Consider the following 19,167-nt stretch of genomic DNA (forward strand, 5'->3'; position numbering starts at 1 on the left):
CTCTCAATTCTTGTGCCACTTCCTCTCCTGCTCTTTTAATGCTCTGACACTACGCCGTAATGATGACGGTCCATATGAGTTAAATGACGTAGCTCTATGGTGTGTTTAGCGAATTGGCCAAATGGCTGTCATTTCTGAGAATGGAGGGGCAGGCACACGATGTCTATCAACTGGCTAAACAAATCATGAGGAAAGATCATGGCTACTACGATCAAAACACGACCAACGGGTAGCAGAAGCAAGCTTCCCGGGTTGGTGAAATCGCTAATGGGTGCGGCGGCGTTTGCCACAATGGCATTGACTGCGCCTATTTCGTTGGCGGAAGTGAACACCACCGGTTTGGCGGTAACCGAAGATACGGTACAGGTCGGTATTCTACATTCAGTGACTGGCACCATGGCAATCAGTGAAACCGGCTCGGTACAGGCTGAGAAGCTGGCCATTGAGCAGATCAATGCAATGGGTGGTGTATTGGGTCGCAAGATTGAATACATTCAGGAAGACGGCGCCAGCGACTGGCCCACCTTTGCCGAAAAATCCCGTAAGTTATTGGTGAATGACAAGGTGGCTGCAGTGTTTGGTTGCTGGACGTCGGCTTCGCGTAAAGCGGTTCTGCCGGTGTTCGAACAATACAACGGTATGCTCTACTACCCAACGTTCTATGAAGGTCTGGAACAGTCGCCTAACGTTATCTATACGGGGCAGGAAGCAACACAGCAAATTCTTGCCGGTATTGATTGGGTTGTTAAAGCCAAAAATGCCAAAACTTTCTACTTGTTGGGTTCTGACTACATTTGGCCTCGCACCTCCAACAAAATCGCTCGCAAGCACATTGAGAAGTTGGGCTTAAAGGTAGTGGGTGAGGATTACTATCCACTTGGCCATACCCAGTTCAACTCGATTATTAACAAGTTCAAGTTGAAAAAACCTGACGTTATCTTTGCATCTGTTGTGGGTGGATCCAACGTTGCTTTCTATAAGCAATTAAAGGCCGCCGGTATCGACATGACCAAAGAGAAACCTCTGGTGTTGACCATCTCCGTAACCGAAGATGAAATCTTGGGTATTGGTGGCGAAAACATCGATGGTGCTTACGCGTCAATGAAGTACTTCCAAAGCCTCACCAACGAAAACAATATCGCGTTCGTTAAAGCGTTCAAAGAGCGTTGGGGTGACGACATTGTCATTGGTGATGTAACGCAAGCGGCTTATCTTGGTCCCTGGTTATGGAAGGCGGCCGTTGAAGCAGCAGGCTCATTTGATATCGACAAAGTTCGTGCCGCATCTCCCGGTATAGAGTTGACCACCGCTCCAGAAGGTTATGTCAAAGTCCATCCTAATCATCACCTGTGGTCTAAGACTCGTATCGGTAACGCAAAAACCGATGGGCAGTATGAGATCGTTTACGAAACTCCTGAGTTGATCGAGCCCGATCCATTCCCGGAAGGTTATCAATAAGCAGTGTAGGAGCCCGCCTGGCGGGCTCCTTTTACTCATGAACAAATAGTGGCTCTTAGATGTTTCCGATTTTTCAGCACGAGGATTGAGCGATGTTCGCCGATTATTCCACTTCTGAATTAATGTCAATTTTTGCCATGCAGGGCTTTGCCGGACTAATTCTGTTCTCGGTGTTCGTGCTAATGGCATTGGGTCTGGCGATCATTTTCGGCCAGATGGGCGTTATCAATATGGCACACGGCGAGTTTATGATTCTCGGCGCGTATGTTACCTACCTTACATCAAACGTTTTTGCAGATTATATGCCGAGCCTCTTTGGCTCGTACTTTTTTATTGCCATGATACTGGCCTTTATAGCCGCAGGGGCACTCGGGATGTTCGTCGAGTGGGCCTTAATACGGCATCTATACAAGCGACCGTTGGATACTCTTCTTGCAACCTGGGGTTTGAGCCTAATTTTGCAGCAAATTTATCGTTCGGTTTTTGGCGCTCGTGAAGTGGGTGTAACCCTGCCGGATTGGTTGATGGGTTCAATTCAGCTTACCGACATTGTCGAAGTTCCCATCAATGGTATTTTCGTAATGAGTTTGGCCATCACAATTTCGCTGATTGTGGCTATCCTGATGTACAAGTCACGCTGGGGTATTCAAGTGCGATCAGTGGTACAAAATCGTCCTATGGCAGGAGCAGTGGGGATTAATACCGCCCGAGTTGACCGTCTGACTTTTGGGCTGGGCTGCGGTATAGCCGGAGTGGCGGGTAGCGCGTTTACCATGATCGGATCGACAGGGCCGACGTCTGGCCAGCTTTATATTGTTGATACCTTTTTGGTTGTAGTATTTGGCGGTGCACAAAGTTTACTGGGTACCATTGCTTCAGCGTTCACAATTTCACAGGCGCAATCGACTATGGAGTTCTTCTTAAGTGGTTCTATGTCAAAAGTTCTGACGTTGCTGTTCGTCGTGGGTATTTTAATGCTGCGTCCGCAGGGTTTGTTTTCACTCAAAGTGCGTCGCTAGGAGGACGGTTCCATGTCTTACGCAGGATTTAAAACACTGTTCCCTAAAAGTGATTTGATTGGCTTTGCGGTACTCGCCGTCATTCTGGTGATTGTTCTCCCTTTGGCTGTTGACATTTTTAGGCTTAATCTTATCGGTAAATATCTAACCTACGCTTTTGTCGCAGTTGGATTAGTTTTGTGCTGGGGTTCCGGAGGAATACTAAGCCTAGGGCAGGGCGTGTTCTTTGGTTTGGGTGGTTACGGAATGGCAATGTTTCTCAAGCTTGAAGCATCGTCCCCGGAGAATACAGCAATTCAGTCGACGCCGGGCATTCCAGATTTTATGGATTGGAATCAGCTCACTGAGCTACCCTGGTTTTGGGAGCCCTTCCACAGCCTAACCTTTACTGTACTTGCCATCGTTCTGGTGCCTTCACTATTTGCCTACATTATCGGTGTGGCAATGTTCAAACGCCGTGTAGGTGGGGTTTATTTCGCCATTATTACGCAGGCAGTTGCGGCGATTCTGACGATTCTAATCATCGGTCAGCAAGGTTATACCGGTGGTGTTAACGGTATTACCGATTTGCGTACACTCAATGGTTGGGATATTCGCTCTGACGAGGCAAAGTACATTTTCTACTTTTTGTGTGTGTTCTTACTTTTTGTTTGTCTGGGTGTGGCCCAGTACGTACGAAAAAGTAAGCTAGGCCGTCTTTTGGTGGCAATGCGTGAGATGGAAGATCGTGTACGATTCTCTGGTTACGATGTCTCCAACTTCAAAATATTTGTATTTTGTTTGGGAGCTGCTTTTGCCGCGGTTGGTGGTGCTATGTTCACCTTGCAGGTTGGCTTTATGTCGCCCACCTTGGTTGGCATTGTTCCGTCAATTGAAATGGTGATTTTCTGTGCGGTTGGTGGTCGCTTATCAATTCTCGGCGCGGTGTATGGTGCATTGGTCGTGAACTGGGCCAAAACGACACTTTCGGAAAGTTTTCCAGAACTTTGGCTATTTGCCATGGGCGCGCTGTTTATTGCCGTGGTTATGGCGTTTCCCAATGGCTTGGCAGGTTTGTACAGCAAGTACTGTGAACCATACATTAAGCAAAAACTTAAATCTTTTCGCGCAGGCCGCGGTGGTGATGTAATGGCAGAGGGGGTCGCACATGAGCGCCAGTAATACTGACTTCGTACTTGCAGTCGAGGGTTTAACGGTTTCCTTCGATGGCTTTAAGGCCGTTAATGACCTCAGTTTCTACGTGGATAAGAATGAAATTCGGGTTATTGTTGGCCCCAATGGAGCCGGTAAAACCACGGTGCTCGATTTGATCTGTGGTCGAACCAAGGCCACAGATGGATCCATAAAGTTTCGCAACCGCGAACTGACCAAGATGAAAGAGCATCAGATCGTTCGGGCCGGTGTTGGTCGAAAGTTTCAAACACCGTCTATCTACGGGGACTTGTCTGTATTTGAGAATCTGGAGATTTCTTTCCCCCGTGGTCGCTCGGTATTTGGCGCCTTAGTGTTTAAACGTGATGCCGAGGTTTTGCAAAGAGTCGACGAAATTGCAGACATGATCTTCCTTAAAGATCTGCTGCACACTCCCGCAGAGCTTCTCAGTCATGGCCAGAAACAATGGTTAGAGATCGGTATGTTGCTGATTCAGGATCCGGAGCTACTGATGTTGGATGAGCCCGTTGCGGGAATGTCCGTCGCTGAGCGCCGCCAAACGGCGGATCTACTGAGGCGTATTACCCGAGACCGTTCCGTTATTGTGATCGAGCATGACATGCAGTTCGTTGCGGAAATTGCCGACAAGGTAACGGTACTACATCAGGGAAAAATTCTGGCGGAAGGGTCGGCGGAAGAAGTGAAGAAAGACGAGAAAGTGATCGAAGTTTACTTGGGCCATTGAGGAAAATGTCATGCTAAATGTTTCCAATCATCACGTCAGCTATGGTCAAAGTGAAATCATTCACGGAATGAACTTTGAAGTAAGGCCCAATGAAATTGTTGCCATTATGGGGCGCAATGGTATGGGTAAGACAACGCTGATGAAATCGCTTATGGGCGTTATTCCCAGCAAGGCTGGCGAGATTACCCTCGAAGGTAAGGATGTTTCGGCCATGCAAAGCTATCAACGCGTCGGAGCAGGCTTCGGCTTTGTACCCCAAGGTCGCATGATATTTTCCAGTATGACTGTGAAGGAAAATATCGAAACAGGCCTTACTACCACGAAAAGTCGCTCAGTGCCGAAAGATCTTTACGACTTATTTCCGGTGTTGTTGGAAATGCGCAATCGTCGTGGCGGGAATCTGTCCGGAGGTCAGCAGCAACAACTGGCGATTGCACGTGCGTTGGCGAGCGACCCAAAGCTTTTGCTGCTGGATGAACCCACCGAAGGCATTCAGCCTTCAATCATTCGCGACATGGCGAAAACTCTCAAGGAAATTCGTGATCAACGCGGATTATCAATCGTTGTGTCCGAGCAGGTATTGAGTTTTGCCCTAGAAATTGCCGATCGAATTCTGGTGATAGAAAAAGGTGAAGTTGTCCACGAAGACCTGCGTGAAAATGTTGATGAAGCGAAGATTGCTTCCTATTTGTCTGTTTAATTCGCAAGTGAGGTGCGTATGCGACACGGTGATATTTCGAGTTCCCCCGATACTGTCGGAGTGGCAGTCGTTAACTACAAAATGCCCAGGCTGCACAGCAAAGCTGAGGTGCTAGACAACGCCCGCAGTATTGCGCAAATGATTGTCGGTATGAAGCAGGGTTTGCCAGGCATGGATCTGGTGATATTTCCTGAGTACAGCACTATGGGTATTATGTATGACCCAGATGAGATGATGGCAACCGCCGCTTCTATTCCGGGTGAAGAAACTGAAATATTTTCCGCAGCGTGCCGCGAAGCGAATACATGGGGTGTATTTTCACTAACCGGTGAGCGCCACGAAGAGCACCCTAAAAAAGCCCCGTATAACACCTTGGTGTTGATTAATAACGAAGGCGAAATAGTTCAAAAGTACCGCAAATGTATCCCCTGGTGCCCCATAGAGGGCTGGTATCCGGGTGACCGAACTTATGTCACCGAAGGGCCCAAGGGATTAAACATCAGTTTGATCATTTGCGATGACGGGAACTACCCAGAAATATGGCGCGACTGTGCCATGCGTGGTGCTGAGTTGATTGTGCGCTGCCAGGGTTATATGTACCCCGCTAAAGAGCAGCAGGTGATGATGGCCAAATCCATGGCCTGGGCCAATAACTGCTATGTGGCGGTAGCCAATGCTACAGGCTTTGATGGTGTCTACTCTTATTTCGGTCATTCTTCGATTATCGGTTTTGATGGCCGCACCCTAGGTGAATGTGGCGAAGAGGATATGGGCGTACAGTACGCCCAGCTGTCGGTGTCACAGATTCGCGATGCGCGTAAGAATGACCAGTCACAAAACCACTTGTTCAAACTGTTGCGCCGAGGTTATAGCGGTATTCATGCCTCTGGCGATGGCGATAAAGGCGTGGCCGATTGTCCGTTTGAATTTTACCGCTCCTGGGTGATGGACGCAGAAAAAACCCGGGAATCTGTCGAGGCTTTTACCCTGACAACCGTGGGTGTTGCGGATTGTCCGGTAGCGGATTTACCGCTAGAGGAAAAGGGCAAAACAGTTGGCTGATCGTTGCCAGGTGTTTTGAAAAAGGAGCGCACGTGATAGATGCCTCAGGGGTAGGTGCTGTTAAGTGCGGCTCACCTCAGATTTATGCGCAAAGATAACAGGGTAAATAGAGGTGTACTAAAGCGTGGAGCACAACCGCCGTAAATTAGCTGAAAATCAAGCAAATCAGCCATCAGCGTATCAATCTGCGCTCCCCATTCGCAGCCGCTTCGCATTTGATTTGGACGACGCCCGCCGCCTTTTACAGGAGCGGCTGATTGGACAGTCAGAGGTGCTTGAGCAGTTACTTGACGCGTTATCGTATATTAAATCCGACTTTGCCGACGCCGATCGACCGCTTTGGAACGCCCTGTTAATCGAGCCAACCGGAGTCGGTAAAACTGAGGCGGCAAAATTGCTGGCCAAGGTCTTAACCGGCAGCGACGATAATCTTTGTCGGATTGACATGAACACCCTGTCGCAATCCCATTACAGCGCGGCAATAACCGGCGCTCCACCTGGTTATGTCGGCAGCAAAGAAGGTGTGACTTTGTTTGATGAACGTCTAATTGCCGGCGATTTGGCGCGTCCGGGAGTGGTGCTGTTTGACGAGATTGAAAAGGCGAGTGATGAGGTTCGCATGGCACTGCTCAATGTGTTGGAAGATGGATATTTAACTTTGGCGGGGTCAGGTAAACGTATCAGCTTTCGCAACAGCATTATTTTAATGACCTCTAACTTGGGCGCCCGCTTGTGGGAATCAACCCATGGGGGACGCGTTGCCCGTGCGTTAGGGCTGCAACGGCGTCGGCAAAAACGGGTACTGAATGCCATCACGCAGGGGTTTGCCCCGGAGTTTTTTAATCGGATCGACCGAGTACTTATGTTTGCAAGTTTGTCCGATACAGCCGCCGGCGACATTCTCATGTTGGAACTAGAGCGCCTTAACCAGCGTCTGCAGCGCAAGGGGATTTCAATGACCTTAAGCGCAGATGTTTGCCAGCAGCTGGTGCGTGAGGGTTTTTCTTCGCGCTATGGCGCGCGTTCTGTCCGGCGCATTGTGCGCGATCGGGTCGAAATGCCGTTGGCTTGTTTTCTTATTGGCTGTAGCGCTTTACGTCATGAGCGGGGTGATCTGGTTGTACACGGTGTATGGGAAGATAACGCCGTGCAATTTCAGTTTTAAATACTGGCGTTTCAATATTGTTCACACTCAGTTGCCGCCGGCTTTGTTAACCGAGCCGGCTTTTTTACGCCCGTCAGGTTTGCCAGGCTCGTACGATACCGGAAGCTGTTGACCTGCTTAATGGGTCAATGCGTCATTTGACGTAGGCGTCGGGCTATTTGTCGTATTGTTGCCAAAGGCATGGGTGCGGATACTGAGTTCGAATTCTGGTGAATTTTTTCACTTTTTCTCGTTCTGTTCCATAAGGAGCCTCAACCATGACAGACACGATTGTCAAAATTGATTTATCCAAGTCACCCTATGAAAACGACATGATCCACAACCGCTGGCACCCGGATATACCCATGGTGGCGACGGTGAAACCCGGCGACGATTTTATAATGGAGTGTTACGACTGGACCGGTGGCCAAATTGCCAACGATGACAGCGCCGATGACGTGCGCGATGTAGATTTATCGCAGGTGCACTTTTTGTCCGGCCCAGTCGGGGTTGAAGGTGCAGAACCTGGTGATTTGCTGGTTGTCGATATTATGGATATTGGGGCTTTTGATGAAAGTCAGTGGGGTTTCAACGGATTCTTTTCTAAACAAAATGGTGGCGGCTTCTTGACAGAGCACTTCCCGGAGGCGCAAAAATCCATTTGGGATTTCAACGGCATGTTTACCAAGTCTCGCCATATTCCCGGGGTCGAGTTTGCCGGCCTTATTCACCCGGGGCTCATTGGTTGTTTGCCCTCCAAAGACATGCTGGACACCTGGAACAAGCGTGAAAAAGGCTTATACGACACCGAGCCCGATCGTGTACCTGCACTCGCCACTCTGCCTTACGCTGAAACTGCGCATATGGGGCGTATGGCACCCGATGATGCCAAAGAAGCTGCAGCCGAAGGCGCCCGCACAGTGCCCCCTCGTGAACATGGTGGAAACTGCGACATCAAAGATCTGTCGCGCGGTTCCAAAATTTACTTCCCGGTTTACGTTGAAGGTGGCGGGCTGAGTGTTGGCGATTTGCACTTTAGCCAGGGCGACGGTGAAATTACCTTTTGTGGCGCCATTGAAATGGCGGGATGGATTCACCTGCGGGTTAATCTGGTGAAGCAGGGCATGTCGAAGTACGGGATTAAGAACCCAATCTTTAAGCCAAGCCCGATCACGCCAAATTACGACGATTATATTATCTTCGAAGGCATCTCTGTGGACGAGTACGGCGAGCAGCATTATCTCGATGTGCATGTTGCCTATCGGCAGGCTTGTCTCAACGCTATTGAGTTCTTGACCAAATTTGGCTACAGCAAGGCTCAGAGTTATGCGATTCTCGGCTGCGCACCGGTGCAAGGTCATATTAGTGGTGTGGTCGACATACCAAATGCTTGCGCTACGTTATGGCTGCCCAATGACATTTTCGAATTCGATATCAATCCAAACGCGAATGGGCCCACCATTCAGGTTGATAGCTCGGTGGTCGACATTCCCAAATCTCCTGATAAGGAGTAAATCATGCCGGTATACGATTATCGCTGCCAGCAGCACGGAGTTTTCAGTGATTTGGCTACCATGGACAATAGTGCAAATCCTGTAGATTGTCCCGTGTGCGGTGAGGCCTCAGCGCGCGTCATTATGATGTCGCCCGAGCTCTTTGACATGGCGCCGTCTAATCGCAAGGCTCACGAGCGCAATGAGCGCTCGCGCGAGGCGCCCATGTTTTCCACTCCCCAATCGCGGGCGGAAAAGCAAGCTCGCCATGCGCACGATCACAAAAGTGGCTGTGGTTGCGGTTCGGACGCTCCTATTCGCGGGTCAAAAGCGGTGTACATGCCTGACGGTAGCAAAATATTTCCGTCGGCCAGACCGTGGATGATCAGTCACTGAGGTAACGATTTTGCCTTAATCTCTGTTCGTTTGTTTGAGACTTTGGGAGGCTTGCGCCTCCCTTTTTTGTTTCAGTTTTTGTTTCAGTTTTTGTTGCAGTGCGCTTATTGTTGGCGGATTTTTCATTCTTTACTCATTTTAACAGTTTGTGTGCATCTAGATTCATATTGGCGCCGTATTATGCGTTTCGAGGAAAATATAAGGGGCAAATCAGCATGACGGGCAGTTACAATCTTACTTTAGTGTTCGCATCTTACTGTGTGGCGGTAATCGCGGCCTACACCGCGATTTACTTTGGTACGCGTCTTTTCACACTACAGGGGAGCTCGCGCAAATTTTGGCTCGGTGCCGGAGCCGTGTGTCTTGGCAGTGGTATTTGGTCCATGCACTTTGTCGGCATGAGCGCCTATTCCATGCCTCACGACATGACGATGAGTTTTAGTTTACCGCTGACAATCGCCTCCTGGATTCCCGCGGTAGCCGCCTCCGCACTGGCTTTGCTGGTGATTACTCGCGAGCAGGTGGCCTTTCGTGGTATCGCTGCCAGCGCCGTAATTATGGGGGCGGGTATATCCGCTATGCATTACGGCGGTATGTGGGCGATGAAAATGGAGCCCGGCATTGTCTACGACCAAACCATTGTCGCCATATCCATTGCCATTGCGGTGGCCGCTTCAGGTGCTGCGTTGGTGATTTGCCGCCAGGTGCGGGTGGTGCCGGCGCGATATGCGTTGCTGACAAAAACCGTTGCCGCCCTGGTGATGGGCGCGGCCATTTGTGGGATGCATTACACCGGCATGGCGGCGGCGAGCTACCCGATGAACGCGGCAATGTCTGCGGATAATGCGTTGCGCGGGGACTGGATGGGCATTCCTACGGCGATAGCCGCGGGTGGATTTTTGCTGATTGCTCTGATTGTGGCTTACCAAGATTTTCGTCAGGCGGAGCTCGAGCGCCAGCAGCGTGTGCAGCAGGCGCAGAAAGTTCAGGATGATGCCTTTCGCGACCCGGTGACTGGCCTTGGCAATCGCAGTGATCTCGACCGTCAGGTCATGGCACTATTGGCCGATGATTCCACCAAATCGGGATTCTCTGTCATTTGTCTGGATATCGCACAGTTTCGAGAGCATGCATTGGCATCCTCCGGTGAGACGACCAATGATGTAGTCCGTGAACTCGCCAATGTACTAGCGGCGGTTGTGCCTAATGCACACAGTGTTGGGCGCCTGGGGTCGAGCGGGTTTGCAGCCTTGTTGCCGCGACTTGATGAGTCCGAAGAGTTGGCGCTGGCTAAGCAGCTCAAAGCTGCCATGCAACACTCAGCGCAAATCCGCCGATTTAGCCCCTTTACCCTGGGAGTCAGTCACTACCCCACATCGGCGACTAACAGCCGTTTATTGTTTCGTGAGGCGCAGCGCCCCAAATACACCCTGTCGTGGTCGCAACCTGCGATTGCAGAGGCCGAGCCAGCCTAGCAGGCTGAGGGCGCTTGGGGTTTTTCACTCGCCTGTAGTACACGCCGTTCTCTCGTGTGCCGCGATTGACTTGTGAATCGGTGACGGTAGCGCGATTCTCGCGAACGAGAGAACCCGTTGCTACACGCATACGGGTTAAAACGTGGTGAATAACCCCATTCGCGGTCGCAAATCTGTGGTAATTGGGGGGACACGCCAAACGTTCAACGGGCCGCAAACGCTGATGAGCGCAGACTCTCCGCAGGCAATCGTGTATACTCCGCCCACATTTTAATCAACGGGTGTTCGATTTTGATCTCAAAGCTGTTTAGGAAAGTGGTTGGTGGCGAAAAGGCGTCGGTAACCAAGGCTGATGCCAATGAAAAAACTGGCAAGAGCGCTAGTGCCTCGCGCGATAACAAGCAAGGGGGCAACAAGCGCCGTAAGCCTTCGGCTCGCAAGTCTGCTAAGCCCGATTCCAGCAAATCAGCACCCAAAAGTGACAAGGCCAGCAATAGCGCAGACAAGTCCGAAGCGAAGCCGTCGCGTTCGCAAAAACCCAGAAATCGCCGCAACCCGAAAAAAGCCGAACCCACAAAGCCTTGGGATATTTCGATGTTTCCGGTGCCCGAGGTGGAGGGCAAGCGCCGCTTCCATGACTTCAGTCTGGAAAACGACTTGATGCACGCGATTGCCGACCAAGGCTTCGAGTACTGCTCGCCGATTCAGGCGCAGTCATTGCCGCACGCGTTGCAGGGTAAAGACGTGGTGGGTAAAGCGCAAACCGGCACGGGTAAAACCGCAGCTTTTTTGACGGCCATTATCGATGATTTGCTCAAACACGCGCTCACCGAAGAACGCTACGCCGGTGAAGCACGGGCTCTGATTATTGCGCCGACCCGCGAATTGGTCATGCAAATTGCGGATGATGCCAAAGGCTTATGCAAGCACACGGATTTACAAATTCATACCCTGGTAGGGGGTATGGACTACAACAAGCAGCAAAATCGTTTGCATAACACCTTGGTCGATATCCTGGTTGCCACGCCAGGTCGCTTGTTGGACTTTTGTCGCAATAAAGATGTGTATCTGGATCAACTCGAAGTTATGGTCATTGATGAAGCCGATCGTATGCTCGACATGGGTTTTATTCCTCAGGTACGTCAAATTGTTCGACAGACCCCACAGCGCGGTGAACGTCAGACGTTGTTTTTCTCAGCGACCTTTACCGATGAAGTGCATCGCTTAGTCGAGCAGTGGACAGAGAATCCGGTAACGATTGTTATTGAGCCTGAGAGTGTCGCCACCGATACCGTTAAGCAGCATATCTATCTGGCCTCTACCGAGGAAAAGTACACCTTGCTCTACAATCTGATTCAGGACGCTGAAGTTGAAAGCATGATTGTTTTCGCCAACCGCCGCGATGAGTGCCGTAAGTTGCAAGATCAATTGCGCCGCCACGGTATTAAGGTTGGGCTGCTGTCCGGTGAGATTGCCCAAAACAAGCGGGTATCAACCCTGAACGCGTTTAAAGACGGCAGCTTAAAAGTGTTGGTTGCCACAGATGTGGCTGGGCGGGGCATACACATCGATGGTATTAGCCACGTAGTAAACTTTACCTTGCCGGAAGAGCCCGAGGATTACGTGCATCGCATTGGACGCACCGGCCGCGCTGGTAAAAAAGGAACGTCGATCAGCTTCGCGTGTGAAGACGACGCCTTTCGCCTAATGCCCTTGCAAGAATTGCTTGGACATGATTTGAAATGTGAGCAACCACCGCAGGATCTTTTGCTGGCAACACCGCCAATGGCGCCGCCGGAAAAGTCTGAGCATCGCAATCATGGCAGCCGACGTGGGCCGGGCGCTGGCCGCGGGCGAGGTCGGGGTCAACGCCGCTCTTAATCTTCGAGGCCGCGAATGAAACATCCACATTCGGCCATATTTACTCTGCATTTAACCGTTATTGTGATGGGGGCGACAGGGGTGTTCGCCCGCACCATTGACTTGCCGGCCTGGGAAATCACCGGTATTCGAACGCTTATGGCCGCGCTATTGCTGGTGGCCTGGGTCGGAATAACGGAAGGCCACCTGGGGCTTAAGTCCGCCAAAGATTATTCGCGTATGGGGTTGCTGGGCGTGCTTTTGGGCGCCCACTGGGTGACTTACTTCCACGCCATGCAGGTGTCCAGCGTCGCCATCGGCATGATTGCCTTTTTCACCTATCCGACTATGACGGTTCTGCTGGAACCTCTGTTTAACCGTATTCGCCTGAATTGGCGCGATGCGGTGAGTGCCGGGTTAGTTCTGCTTGGTGTGTACTTTCTGGTACCCGAGTTTTCCCTCGATAACGACATGACCTGGGGCGTGGTTTGGGGATTAATTTCGGCCCTGTTGTTTGCTCTGCGCAATATTTTACTCGGCCACTGGTTTAAAGAGCAGACCGCAGCGCGGTCACTGGGTTATCAGACGGCCGTTACGGCACTGCTACTCTTGCCGTTTATTTTTGCCAAAGGTGAGGTCCCCGCGACTGAGGATATTGGATTACTGATCCTCCTCGGTGTGGTGTTCACCGCGGTGGCTCATACATTGTTGGGTTATACTCTACGCCTGTTGCGCCCCAAAACGGTAGGGTTAGTTTCTTGTATGCAGCCGGTTTACGGTGTCATCTATGCGGCTTTGTTACTGGGGGATATTCCAACCGTCACCACGGTCGTTGGTGGTTGCTTGATCAGTCTCGCGGCATTTTACGAAACTTTGCAAGTGCGCCAAGGCTAAGCTCGGCGGCTGTCGTGCGCGTTTGTCGCTTTTCTGATAACGTGACGTTTTCTACGGCATGGTCGCCAACAGGCCCTCTACTATGAGTCAATCTCCGACCCAAGCGTCGCAACATCCCTGGCTACAAGCGCTTGATAATTATCGTGACTGGCGATTGCTCTACGTGTTTTTGCTCGGCTGCTCGTCCGGGTTTCCTTTTGTGCTTATTGGTTCTAACTTAAGCGGTTGGCTTACCGACTCGGGCATATCGCGCTCGCAGGTGGGGTTGCTGGGCGCCGTGTTTGTGGTTTATGCCATTAACTTTATGTGGGCACCGCTGGTCGATAGGGTCCGCCTGCCGCTGGTGTGCAAGTTGCTGGGGCACAGGCGCGGTTGGATTTTCACCCTGCAAGCGCTTATGTTGCTGGCCACTATTTTTCTCGCCAATACCGACCCATTAACTCATTTAGGCTTACTGGCGGCTTTGTGTCTGGCCATTGCGACTTGTTCGGCTACGCACGACATTGCGATTGATGCCTACCGAATCGAAATTATTGGTAAGGATTCCCATCGCGTGCCCGCCGCCTCGGCCATGAGTATTATTGGTTGGTGGACGGGCTATTCATTGCCAGGCTATCTCGCTTTTGCCAATGCCGAGGCGGTCGGGTGGTCGGGCGTTTATGGCTGGATGGCGGTGTTTGTAGGTGTGCTAATGGTGTTCACTCTGTTAGTGCGCGAGCCGGAAACAGACCGACAGGCACTGCAACAAGAAGCAGAGTTGCGTTATGCCGGTATGCTTCATACCCGTCCTGAAAAGGGTATCTGGTCGCGTATACTGGTCTGGCTTAGCGTCACCATTGTCGAGCCTTTTGCCGACTTTTTTCGTCGCAACGGTTGGCAGTTGGCGCTGGCAATATTGTTGTTTGTATTTTTGTTTAAAATTGGTGAAGCCTTTCTTGGCCGCATGTCAATCGTGTTTTACCGCGAGGTGGGGTTTAGCAACGAGCAGATCGCGCACTACTCTAAGCTGGTAGGTTGGGGGTTGACCATCCTTTTTACCTTGGTTGGCAGCACCATTAATATTCGCTACGGTATTGTACGGGGCCTGTTCATTGGTGGTGTCGCAATGGCCGCCAGCAATCTAATGTTTGCCTGGATTGCGCTGGTGGGGCCGCACGAGTGGCTGTTTTTAGCGACTATTGTGGTCGACAATTTCTGCGCTGCGTTTTCCACCGTTGCCTTTGTGTCTTTATTGACATGGTTAACCGGTAAAGCCTTTTCGGGGGCACAGTACGCATTGTTGGCATCGCTGGGGAATCTGGGCCGCACATCAATGTCATCGGGCAGTGGCTATTTGGTGGACGCACTCAATGGCAACTGGGCGTTCTTTTTCGTATTGACGGCGGTGATGGTGATTCCGGGGCTGGTTTTGTTGATTTTTATTGGCCGTAAAATGACACAGGGGTCGCAAGACTAGCGGTTTAAGAAACCGTATTGGGCGAGCGGTACTTTGTCGCCTTTGAACACAATGCCTTCGGCCTCGAGGCGGCGGCGCTGCTTAGTGGCGGCATCACCGGGTAAAGAAATGCGGCCGTTGGCGGCAATGACTCTGTGCCAGGGCAATTTTGTGTGCTCGGGCAGGGCTTTGAGAACAGAGCCGGCCCAGCGCGCGGCACCGGGCCTGCCGGCCAATTGGGCCAATTGGCCGTAGGTCACCACAGAGCCGGGCGGCACCTGCATAAGTGCGGTATATAACGCGCAAGACAAAGCCGAATTGGGCACGGATAGCTCTCACAACACATTAAGAATTGAGCCAGTGTAACCGACTATGCAAGACAAACTAATGCAGCGACTACTATTTGCCCTTTTATTAGTGGCAAGCCTAGCGACACAGGCGGGCGTCGTCGAACTCTATAATGGCGACCGTCTCGAGGGCGACTTTGTAAGCCTGGAGGGGGACAAGCTCGTATGGGCCTCCAGTAATTTTGGTAAAGTGAAAATTCCTCGTACCAAAATTAAAAATTTAACCACCACCATGCCAATGAAAATCAGTGGCAGTGCCACCCCCTGTTTGATTGATGGCATGAAACAGGAATATTTGTTTTACAGTTGCGGTGGTGACCCAGATCAGCGCAGTGTGCCCCTGGCGAGCTTGGATATTATGCTGCCCTTTGAAAGCCACATTGATGGGGAGTACACCCTGCGTGGCAAGTTCGGCCTGTCGGGTTTTTTTGCCGAGGGCAATGACATTCGCCGCGACATTAAAATGAAAACATTGGTTGAATACCGTCGCAGTGAGTTTCGCCATAACGGCCTGCTGGAGTACGCCAGTTATTCAACCGACCGCGAAGCGCCCGATGAAGTGTGGTCGGGCCGCTATGCGGTAGACTGGTTCTTTCGTGAGCGCTGGTTCTGGGCCAATGACATTACCGCTGGTGCCGATGAGTCCCGGGGCATTGCCGAGTATTATTCGGTTGGTAGTGGTACTGGTTTTCAGTTTTGGGAGAACAAGCAGACGGCTTTGGCATTGACCGCCGGTTTTACCTACCTCAACGAGCGCTACGAAATACCGGAAGAGCCGGAGGATGATTTTGAGATAGAAAACGAGCGTATCGCCACCAAATTTGGCTCTAATTTTCGGTACAAGCTGCCGCTCGGTATCGCCTTTTTCCACCACAATGAGCTGGTGACGTCGCTCGAAGACAATGAAGATTGGCGCCTGAGCAGCAATACGGGAATTAGCACTGTTATTGCTGGCGAACTCTATTCGGAACTAAAGGTCGACTATAACGTCGATAACATTCCACAACCGGACAAAAAACGCGAAGATACCCGCCTGATGGTGGGCGTCAGCTACGAGTGGTAACTATGCCTATTATATTGTTGTTATTTATTGGAATCCCCCTGTTAGAGATTGCCCTGTTTATTCAGGTTGGCGATGAACTCGGTGTTCTCAACACGGTAGCGTTGGTGATTCTCACCGCCGTTATCGGGGTGGGGTTACTGCGCTGGCAGGGCTTTGAAACCCTGTCGCGGGCCCGAGCCAAAATGGACAGCGGGGAAATGCCCGCCCGGGAAATGGCTGAGGGCTTAATGCTGCTGGTTGCAGGCGCTCTGTTGCTAACTCCTGGCTTTTTCACCGATGCCGTGGGGTTTGCTCTGTTGGTGCCCTGGCTGCGCTATGCCCTGTTTATGTGGGCAGGTCCGCGCATCATGGTGCGTGGCGGGGCCAGTTTTGGGGCGGGCGCTCACTTTCGCGGTGGTCGCCCTCACGGCGATACATCCAACACGTTTGAAGGTGAATTTACCAGTACCCCCGAGTCTTCCGACGAGCCAGACAAGCTGGATAAAAAATGATCGATTGCTCGCGCATTCGCTCAATTTGGGTGAATATCGCGAAAAAATCACTTTTTTTACCTGCCTCCTATTGAAATGCCTCGTTTCATCCCCAATTTCTTCAGCAGATCGGTTGTCTTAAGCGGCGCAAGCCGCTTGTTGCCAGGCAACTGTTAAGAATTTTTGCAGCGGGTTCTTTAGGGCCGGCGGCAAAATCCCGACCTTCGGGTTTGTTGATAATGTGCTCAGCATTTTAATTTTTGCTAGTTGGAGATAACTGTCCATGAAAATTCGTCCGTTACACGATCGCGTTGTAGTACGCCGCAAGGAAGAAGAGGAAAAAACCGCAGGTGGTATCGTACTGCCAGGTTCTGCTAAGGAAAAGCCAAACCAAGGTGAGGTTGTTGCCGTTGGTAATGGCCGCGTTCTCGATAATGGAGACGTATGTGCGGTAGACGTACAAGTAGGTGACGTTGTTGTTTTCGGTAAGTATGCAGGCAGCGACACCATCGAAATCGATGGTGAAGAGCTGGTTATCCTGAGCGAGAGCGACATTAAAGCGGTACTCGCTTAAGTCCCTGACCCCCCTTTGAGTTATTGCAAGAAATTTAGGAAGGATTAAAACTATGTCTGCGAAAGAAGTGAAATTTGGCGATAGCGCTCGTCAGCGTATGGTAGCCGGTGTCAACATCTTGGCTGATGCGGTAAAAGCAACATTGGGCCCCAAGGGTCGCAACGTTGTTCTGGAGAAGTCTTTTGGCGCGCCAACCGTAACCAAAGACGGTGTTTCCGTGGCCAAAGAAATCTCGCTGGAAGACAAATTTGAGAACATGGGCGCGCAAATGGTGAAAGAGGTCGCCTCTAAAGCCTCTGACGACGCCGGTGACGGCACCACCACAGCCACTGTACTGGCTCAGGCCATCGTTAACGAAGGGCTGAAGTCGGTTGCTGCTGGCATGAACCCGATGGATCTGAAACGCGGCATCGACAAAGCCGTGATCGCAGCGGTTGCGCATATTCAGTCGATCGCGCAGCCTTGTGATACCCCTAAAGCCATCGCTCAGGTGGGCACCATCTCTGCCAACAGCGACTCTCACATCGGTGACATTATCGCTGACGCCATGGCCAAAGTGGGTAAAGAAGGTGTTATCACCGTGGAAGAAGGCTCCAGCCTGGAAAATGAGCTGGACGTCGTTGAAGGTATGCAGTTTGACCGCGGCTACCTGTCGCCTTACTTTATTACCAACCAAGACAACATGATGGTTGAGCAAGACGCTCCTTACATCCTGCTGGTTGATAAGAAAATCTCTAACATCCGCGAGTTGCTGCCAACTCTGGAAGCCGTTGCCAAGTCAGGCAAGCCGCTGGTTATCGTAGCGGAAGACGTTGAAGGCGAAGCACTGGCCACTCTGGTTGTGAATAACATGCGCGGTATCGTTAAGGTATCAGCCTGTAAAGCACCTGGTTTCGGCGATCGTCGTAAAGCCATGCTGCAAGACATCGCCGTATTAACCGGCGGCACCGTGATCAGCGAAGAAGTAGGCCTGGACCTGGAGAATGTTACTCTGGAGCACCTGGGTACTGCCAAGCGCGTAACCATGAGCAAAGAGAACACCACCATCGTTGACGGTGCGGGTAACGCTCAGGAAATCGAATCTCGCGTAGCGCAAATTCGCACTCAAATCGAAGAAACGTCTTCTGATTACGACCGTGAAAAACTGCAAGAGCGCGTAGCCAAATTGGCTGGCGGTGTTGCCGTTATTAAGGTTGGCGCTGCTACCGAAATGGAAATGAAAGAGAAGAAAGCCCGCGTTGAAGATGCTCTGCACGCAACTCGCGCTGCGGTAGAAGAGGGCGTTGTACCTGGCGGTGGTACTGCACTGCTGCGCGCCGTTGCCGCTATTGCTGATTTGGTGGGTGACAACGAAGAGCAAAACGCCGGTATTGGTATTGCTCGTCGCGCCATGGAAGCACCGCTGCGTCAGATCGTAAGCAACGCCGGCGACGAAGCGTCTGTTGTGGCTGAAACCGTTCGCAATGGCGAAGGTAACTTCGGTTACAACGCTGCCATCGGTGAATACGGCGATATGTTGGAAATGGGTATTCTGGATCCAGCCAAAGTAACCCGTACTGCGCTGCAAGCAGCCGGTTCTGTGGCTGGTCTGATGATCACTACCGAAGCCATGGTGGCTGATAAGCCCGATGATAAAGGCGCCGCTGCTGCACCAGATATGGGTGGCATGGGCGGTATGGGTGGCATGGGCGGCATGATGTAAGCCCCCAGCCTCCACAAAGGCACCTACTTAGGTAGGTGCCTTTGTTTTATATAAGGTGCCATTTAATCTAGAGGCATCTCGCTCTAAGCGCTATACTCAGCGCTCCGCATAAAAAGAATCAGCTGGGAAGCCAGTTGATGACAATAGGATCCGCCGCACGGCCGATTTATTCGGTAAC

At 51.3% G+C, this 19,167-nt stretch carries 18 protein-coding genes; 17 read left to right on the forward strand and 1 reads right to left on the reverse strand.

What is annotated here, in order from left to right:
- The first annotated feature begins 267 nt into the window (after window positions 1–267).
- From urtA to QWI17_RS14660, 13 genes are all read left to right on the forward strand, one after another.
- Entirely contained in the window at window positions 268–1,458 is a 1,191-nt protein-coding gene (urtA, locus tag QWI17_RS14600; protein ID WP_302723301.1) for an urea ABC transporter substrate-binding protein, read from the forward strand.
- Between the two features lie 92 nt (window positions 1,459–1,550).
- Window positions 1,551–2,477, forward strand: coding sequence for an urea ABC transporter permease subunit UrtB (gene urtB / locus QWI17_RS14605; protein WP_302723258.1), 927 nt, complete (start codon window positions 1,551–1,553; stop codon window positions 2,475–2,477).
- A gap of 12 nt (window positions 2,478–2,489) precedes the next feature.
- Window positions 2,490–3,638, forward strand: coding sequence for an urea ABC transporter permease subunit UrtC (gene urtC / locus QWI17_RS14610; RefSeq protein WP_302723259.1), 1,149 nt, complete (start codon window positions 2,490–2,492; stop codon window positions 3,636–3,638).
- Window positions 3,625–4,374 (forward strand): urea ABC transporter ATP-binding protein UrtD, encoded by a 750-nt coding sequence (gene urtD / locus QWI17_RS14615; RefSeq protein WP_302723260.1) that lies wholly within the window; start codon window positions 3,625–3,627, stop codon window positions 4,372–4,374. Before urtC ends, urtD begins: the two co-directional genes overlap by 14 nt.
- A 10-nt stretch (window positions 4,375–4,384) precedes the next feature.
- On the forward strand, window positions 4,385–5,074 hold the full coding sequence (urtE, locus tag QWI17_RS14620; RefSeq protein WP_302723261.1) for an urea ABC transporter ATP-binding subunit UrtE: 690 nt from the start codon (window positions 4,385–4,387) through the stop codon (window positions 5,072–5,074).
- Between the two features lie 18 nt (window positions 5,075–5,092).
- Window positions 5,093–6,136: an aliphatic amidase gene (locus tag QWI17_RS14625; protein WP_302723262.1), complete on the forward strand. Its 1,044-nt coding sequence runs from the start codon at window positions 5,093–5,095 to the stop codon at window positions 6,134–6,136.
- A 124-nt stretch (window positions 6,137–6,260) separates the two neighbouring features.
- On the forward strand, window positions 6,261–7,301 hold the full coding sequence (locus tag QWI17_RS14630) for an AAA family ATPase (protein WP_302723263.1): 1,041 nt from the start codon (window positions 6,261–6,263) through the stop codon (window positions 7,299–7,301).
- A 257-nt stretch (window positions 7,302–7,558) separates the two neighbouring features.
- Entirely contained in the window at window positions 7,559–8,794 is a 1,236-nt protein-coding gene (gene fmdA / locus QWI17_RS14635; protein ID WP_302723264.1) for a formamidase, read from the forward strand.
- Between the two features lie 3 nt (window positions 8,795–8,797).
- Complete coding sequence (locus tag QWI17_RS14640) at window positions 8,798–9,169, forward strand: FmdB family zinc ribbon protein (RefSeq protein ID WP_302723265.1); 372 nt, start codon at window positions 8,798–8,800, stop codon at window positions 9,167–9,169.
- 215 nt (window positions 9,170–9,384) lie between these two features.
- Complete coding sequence (locus tag QWI17_RS14645; protein WP_302723266.1) at window positions 9,385–10,644, forward strand: MHYT domain-containing protein; 1,260 nt, start codon at window positions 9,385–9,387, stop codon at window positions 10,642–10,644.
- 594 nt (window positions 10,645–11,238) lie between these two features.
- Entirely contained in the window at window positions 11,239–12,525 is a 1,287-nt protein-coding gene (gene rhlB / locus QWI17_RS14650) for an ATP-dependent RNA helicase RhlB (RefSeq protein WP_302723302.1), read from the forward strand.
- A gap of 15 nt (window positions 12,526–12,540) precedes the next feature.
- A complete protein-coding gene (locus QWI17_RS14655) occupies window positions 12,541–13,398 on the forward strand; it encodes a DMT family transporter (RefSeq protein WP_302723267.1) in 858 nt (285 codons plus the stop codon).
- A gap of 82 nt (window positions 13,399–13,480) precedes the next feature.
- Entirely contained in the window at window positions 13,481–14,854 is a 1,374-nt protein-coding gene (locus tag QWI17_RS14660; protein WP_302723268.1) for an AmpG family muropeptide MFS transporter, read from the forward strand.
- On the opposite strand, the gene QWI17_RS14665 is transcribed toward QWI17_RS14660, so the two are convergent.
- Window positions 14,851–15,159 (reverse strand): MGMT family protein, encoded by a 309-nt coding sequence (locus QWI17_RS14665; RefSeq protein ID WP_302723269.1) that lies wholly within the window; start codon window positions 15,157–15,159, stop codon window positions 14,851–14,853. The genes QWI17_RS14660 and QWI17_RS14665 overlap by 4 nt on opposite strands.
- Before the next feature lie 61 nt (window positions 15,160–15,220).
- Between QWI17_RS14665 and QWI17_RS14670 the strand changes: the two genes are divergently transcribed.
- The 4 genes from QWI17_RS14670 to groL all read left to right on the forward strand — a co-directional run bounded on the left by QWI17_RS14670 (window position 15,221) and on the right by groL (window position 18,989).
- Complete coding sequence (locus QWI17_RS14670) at window positions 15,221–16,243, forward strand: DUF481 domain-containing protein (RefSeq protein WP_302723270.1); 1,023 nt, start codon at window positions 15,221–15,223, stop codon at window positions 16,241–16,243.
- Between the two features lie 2 nt (window positions 16,244–16,245).
- Window positions 16,246–16,734 (forward strand): FxsA family protein, encoded by a 489-nt coding sequence (locus tag QWI17_RS14675; RefSeq protein ID WP_302723271.1) that lies wholly within the window; start codon window positions 16,246–16,248, stop codon window positions 16,732–16,734.
- 262 nt (window positions 16,735–16,996) lie between these two features.
- Window positions 16,997–17,287 carry a co-chaperone GroES gene (groES, locus tag QWI17_RS14680; RefSeq protein WP_302723272.1) on the forward strand — a complete coding sequence of 97 codons (291 nt, stop codon included), beginning with the start codon at window positions 16,997–16,999 and terminating at the stop codon, window positions 17,285–17,287.
- A 52-nt stretch (window positions 17,288–17,339) separates the two neighbouring features.
- On the forward strand, window positions 17,340–18,989 hold the full coding sequence (gene groL / locus QWI17_RS14685) for a chaperonin GroEL (protein WP_302723273.1): 1,650 nt from the start codon (window positions 17,340–17,342) through the stop codon (window positions 18,987–18,989).
- The last annotated feature ends 178 nt before the right edge of the window (window positions 18,990–19,167 follow it).

The sequence above is a fragment of the Gilvimarinus gilvus genome, assembly GCF_030518155.1.
Taxonomy (GTDB): domain Bacteria; phylum Pseudomonadota; class Gammaproteobacteria; order Pseudomonadales; family Cellvibrionaceae; genus Gilvimarinus; species Gilvimarinus gilvus.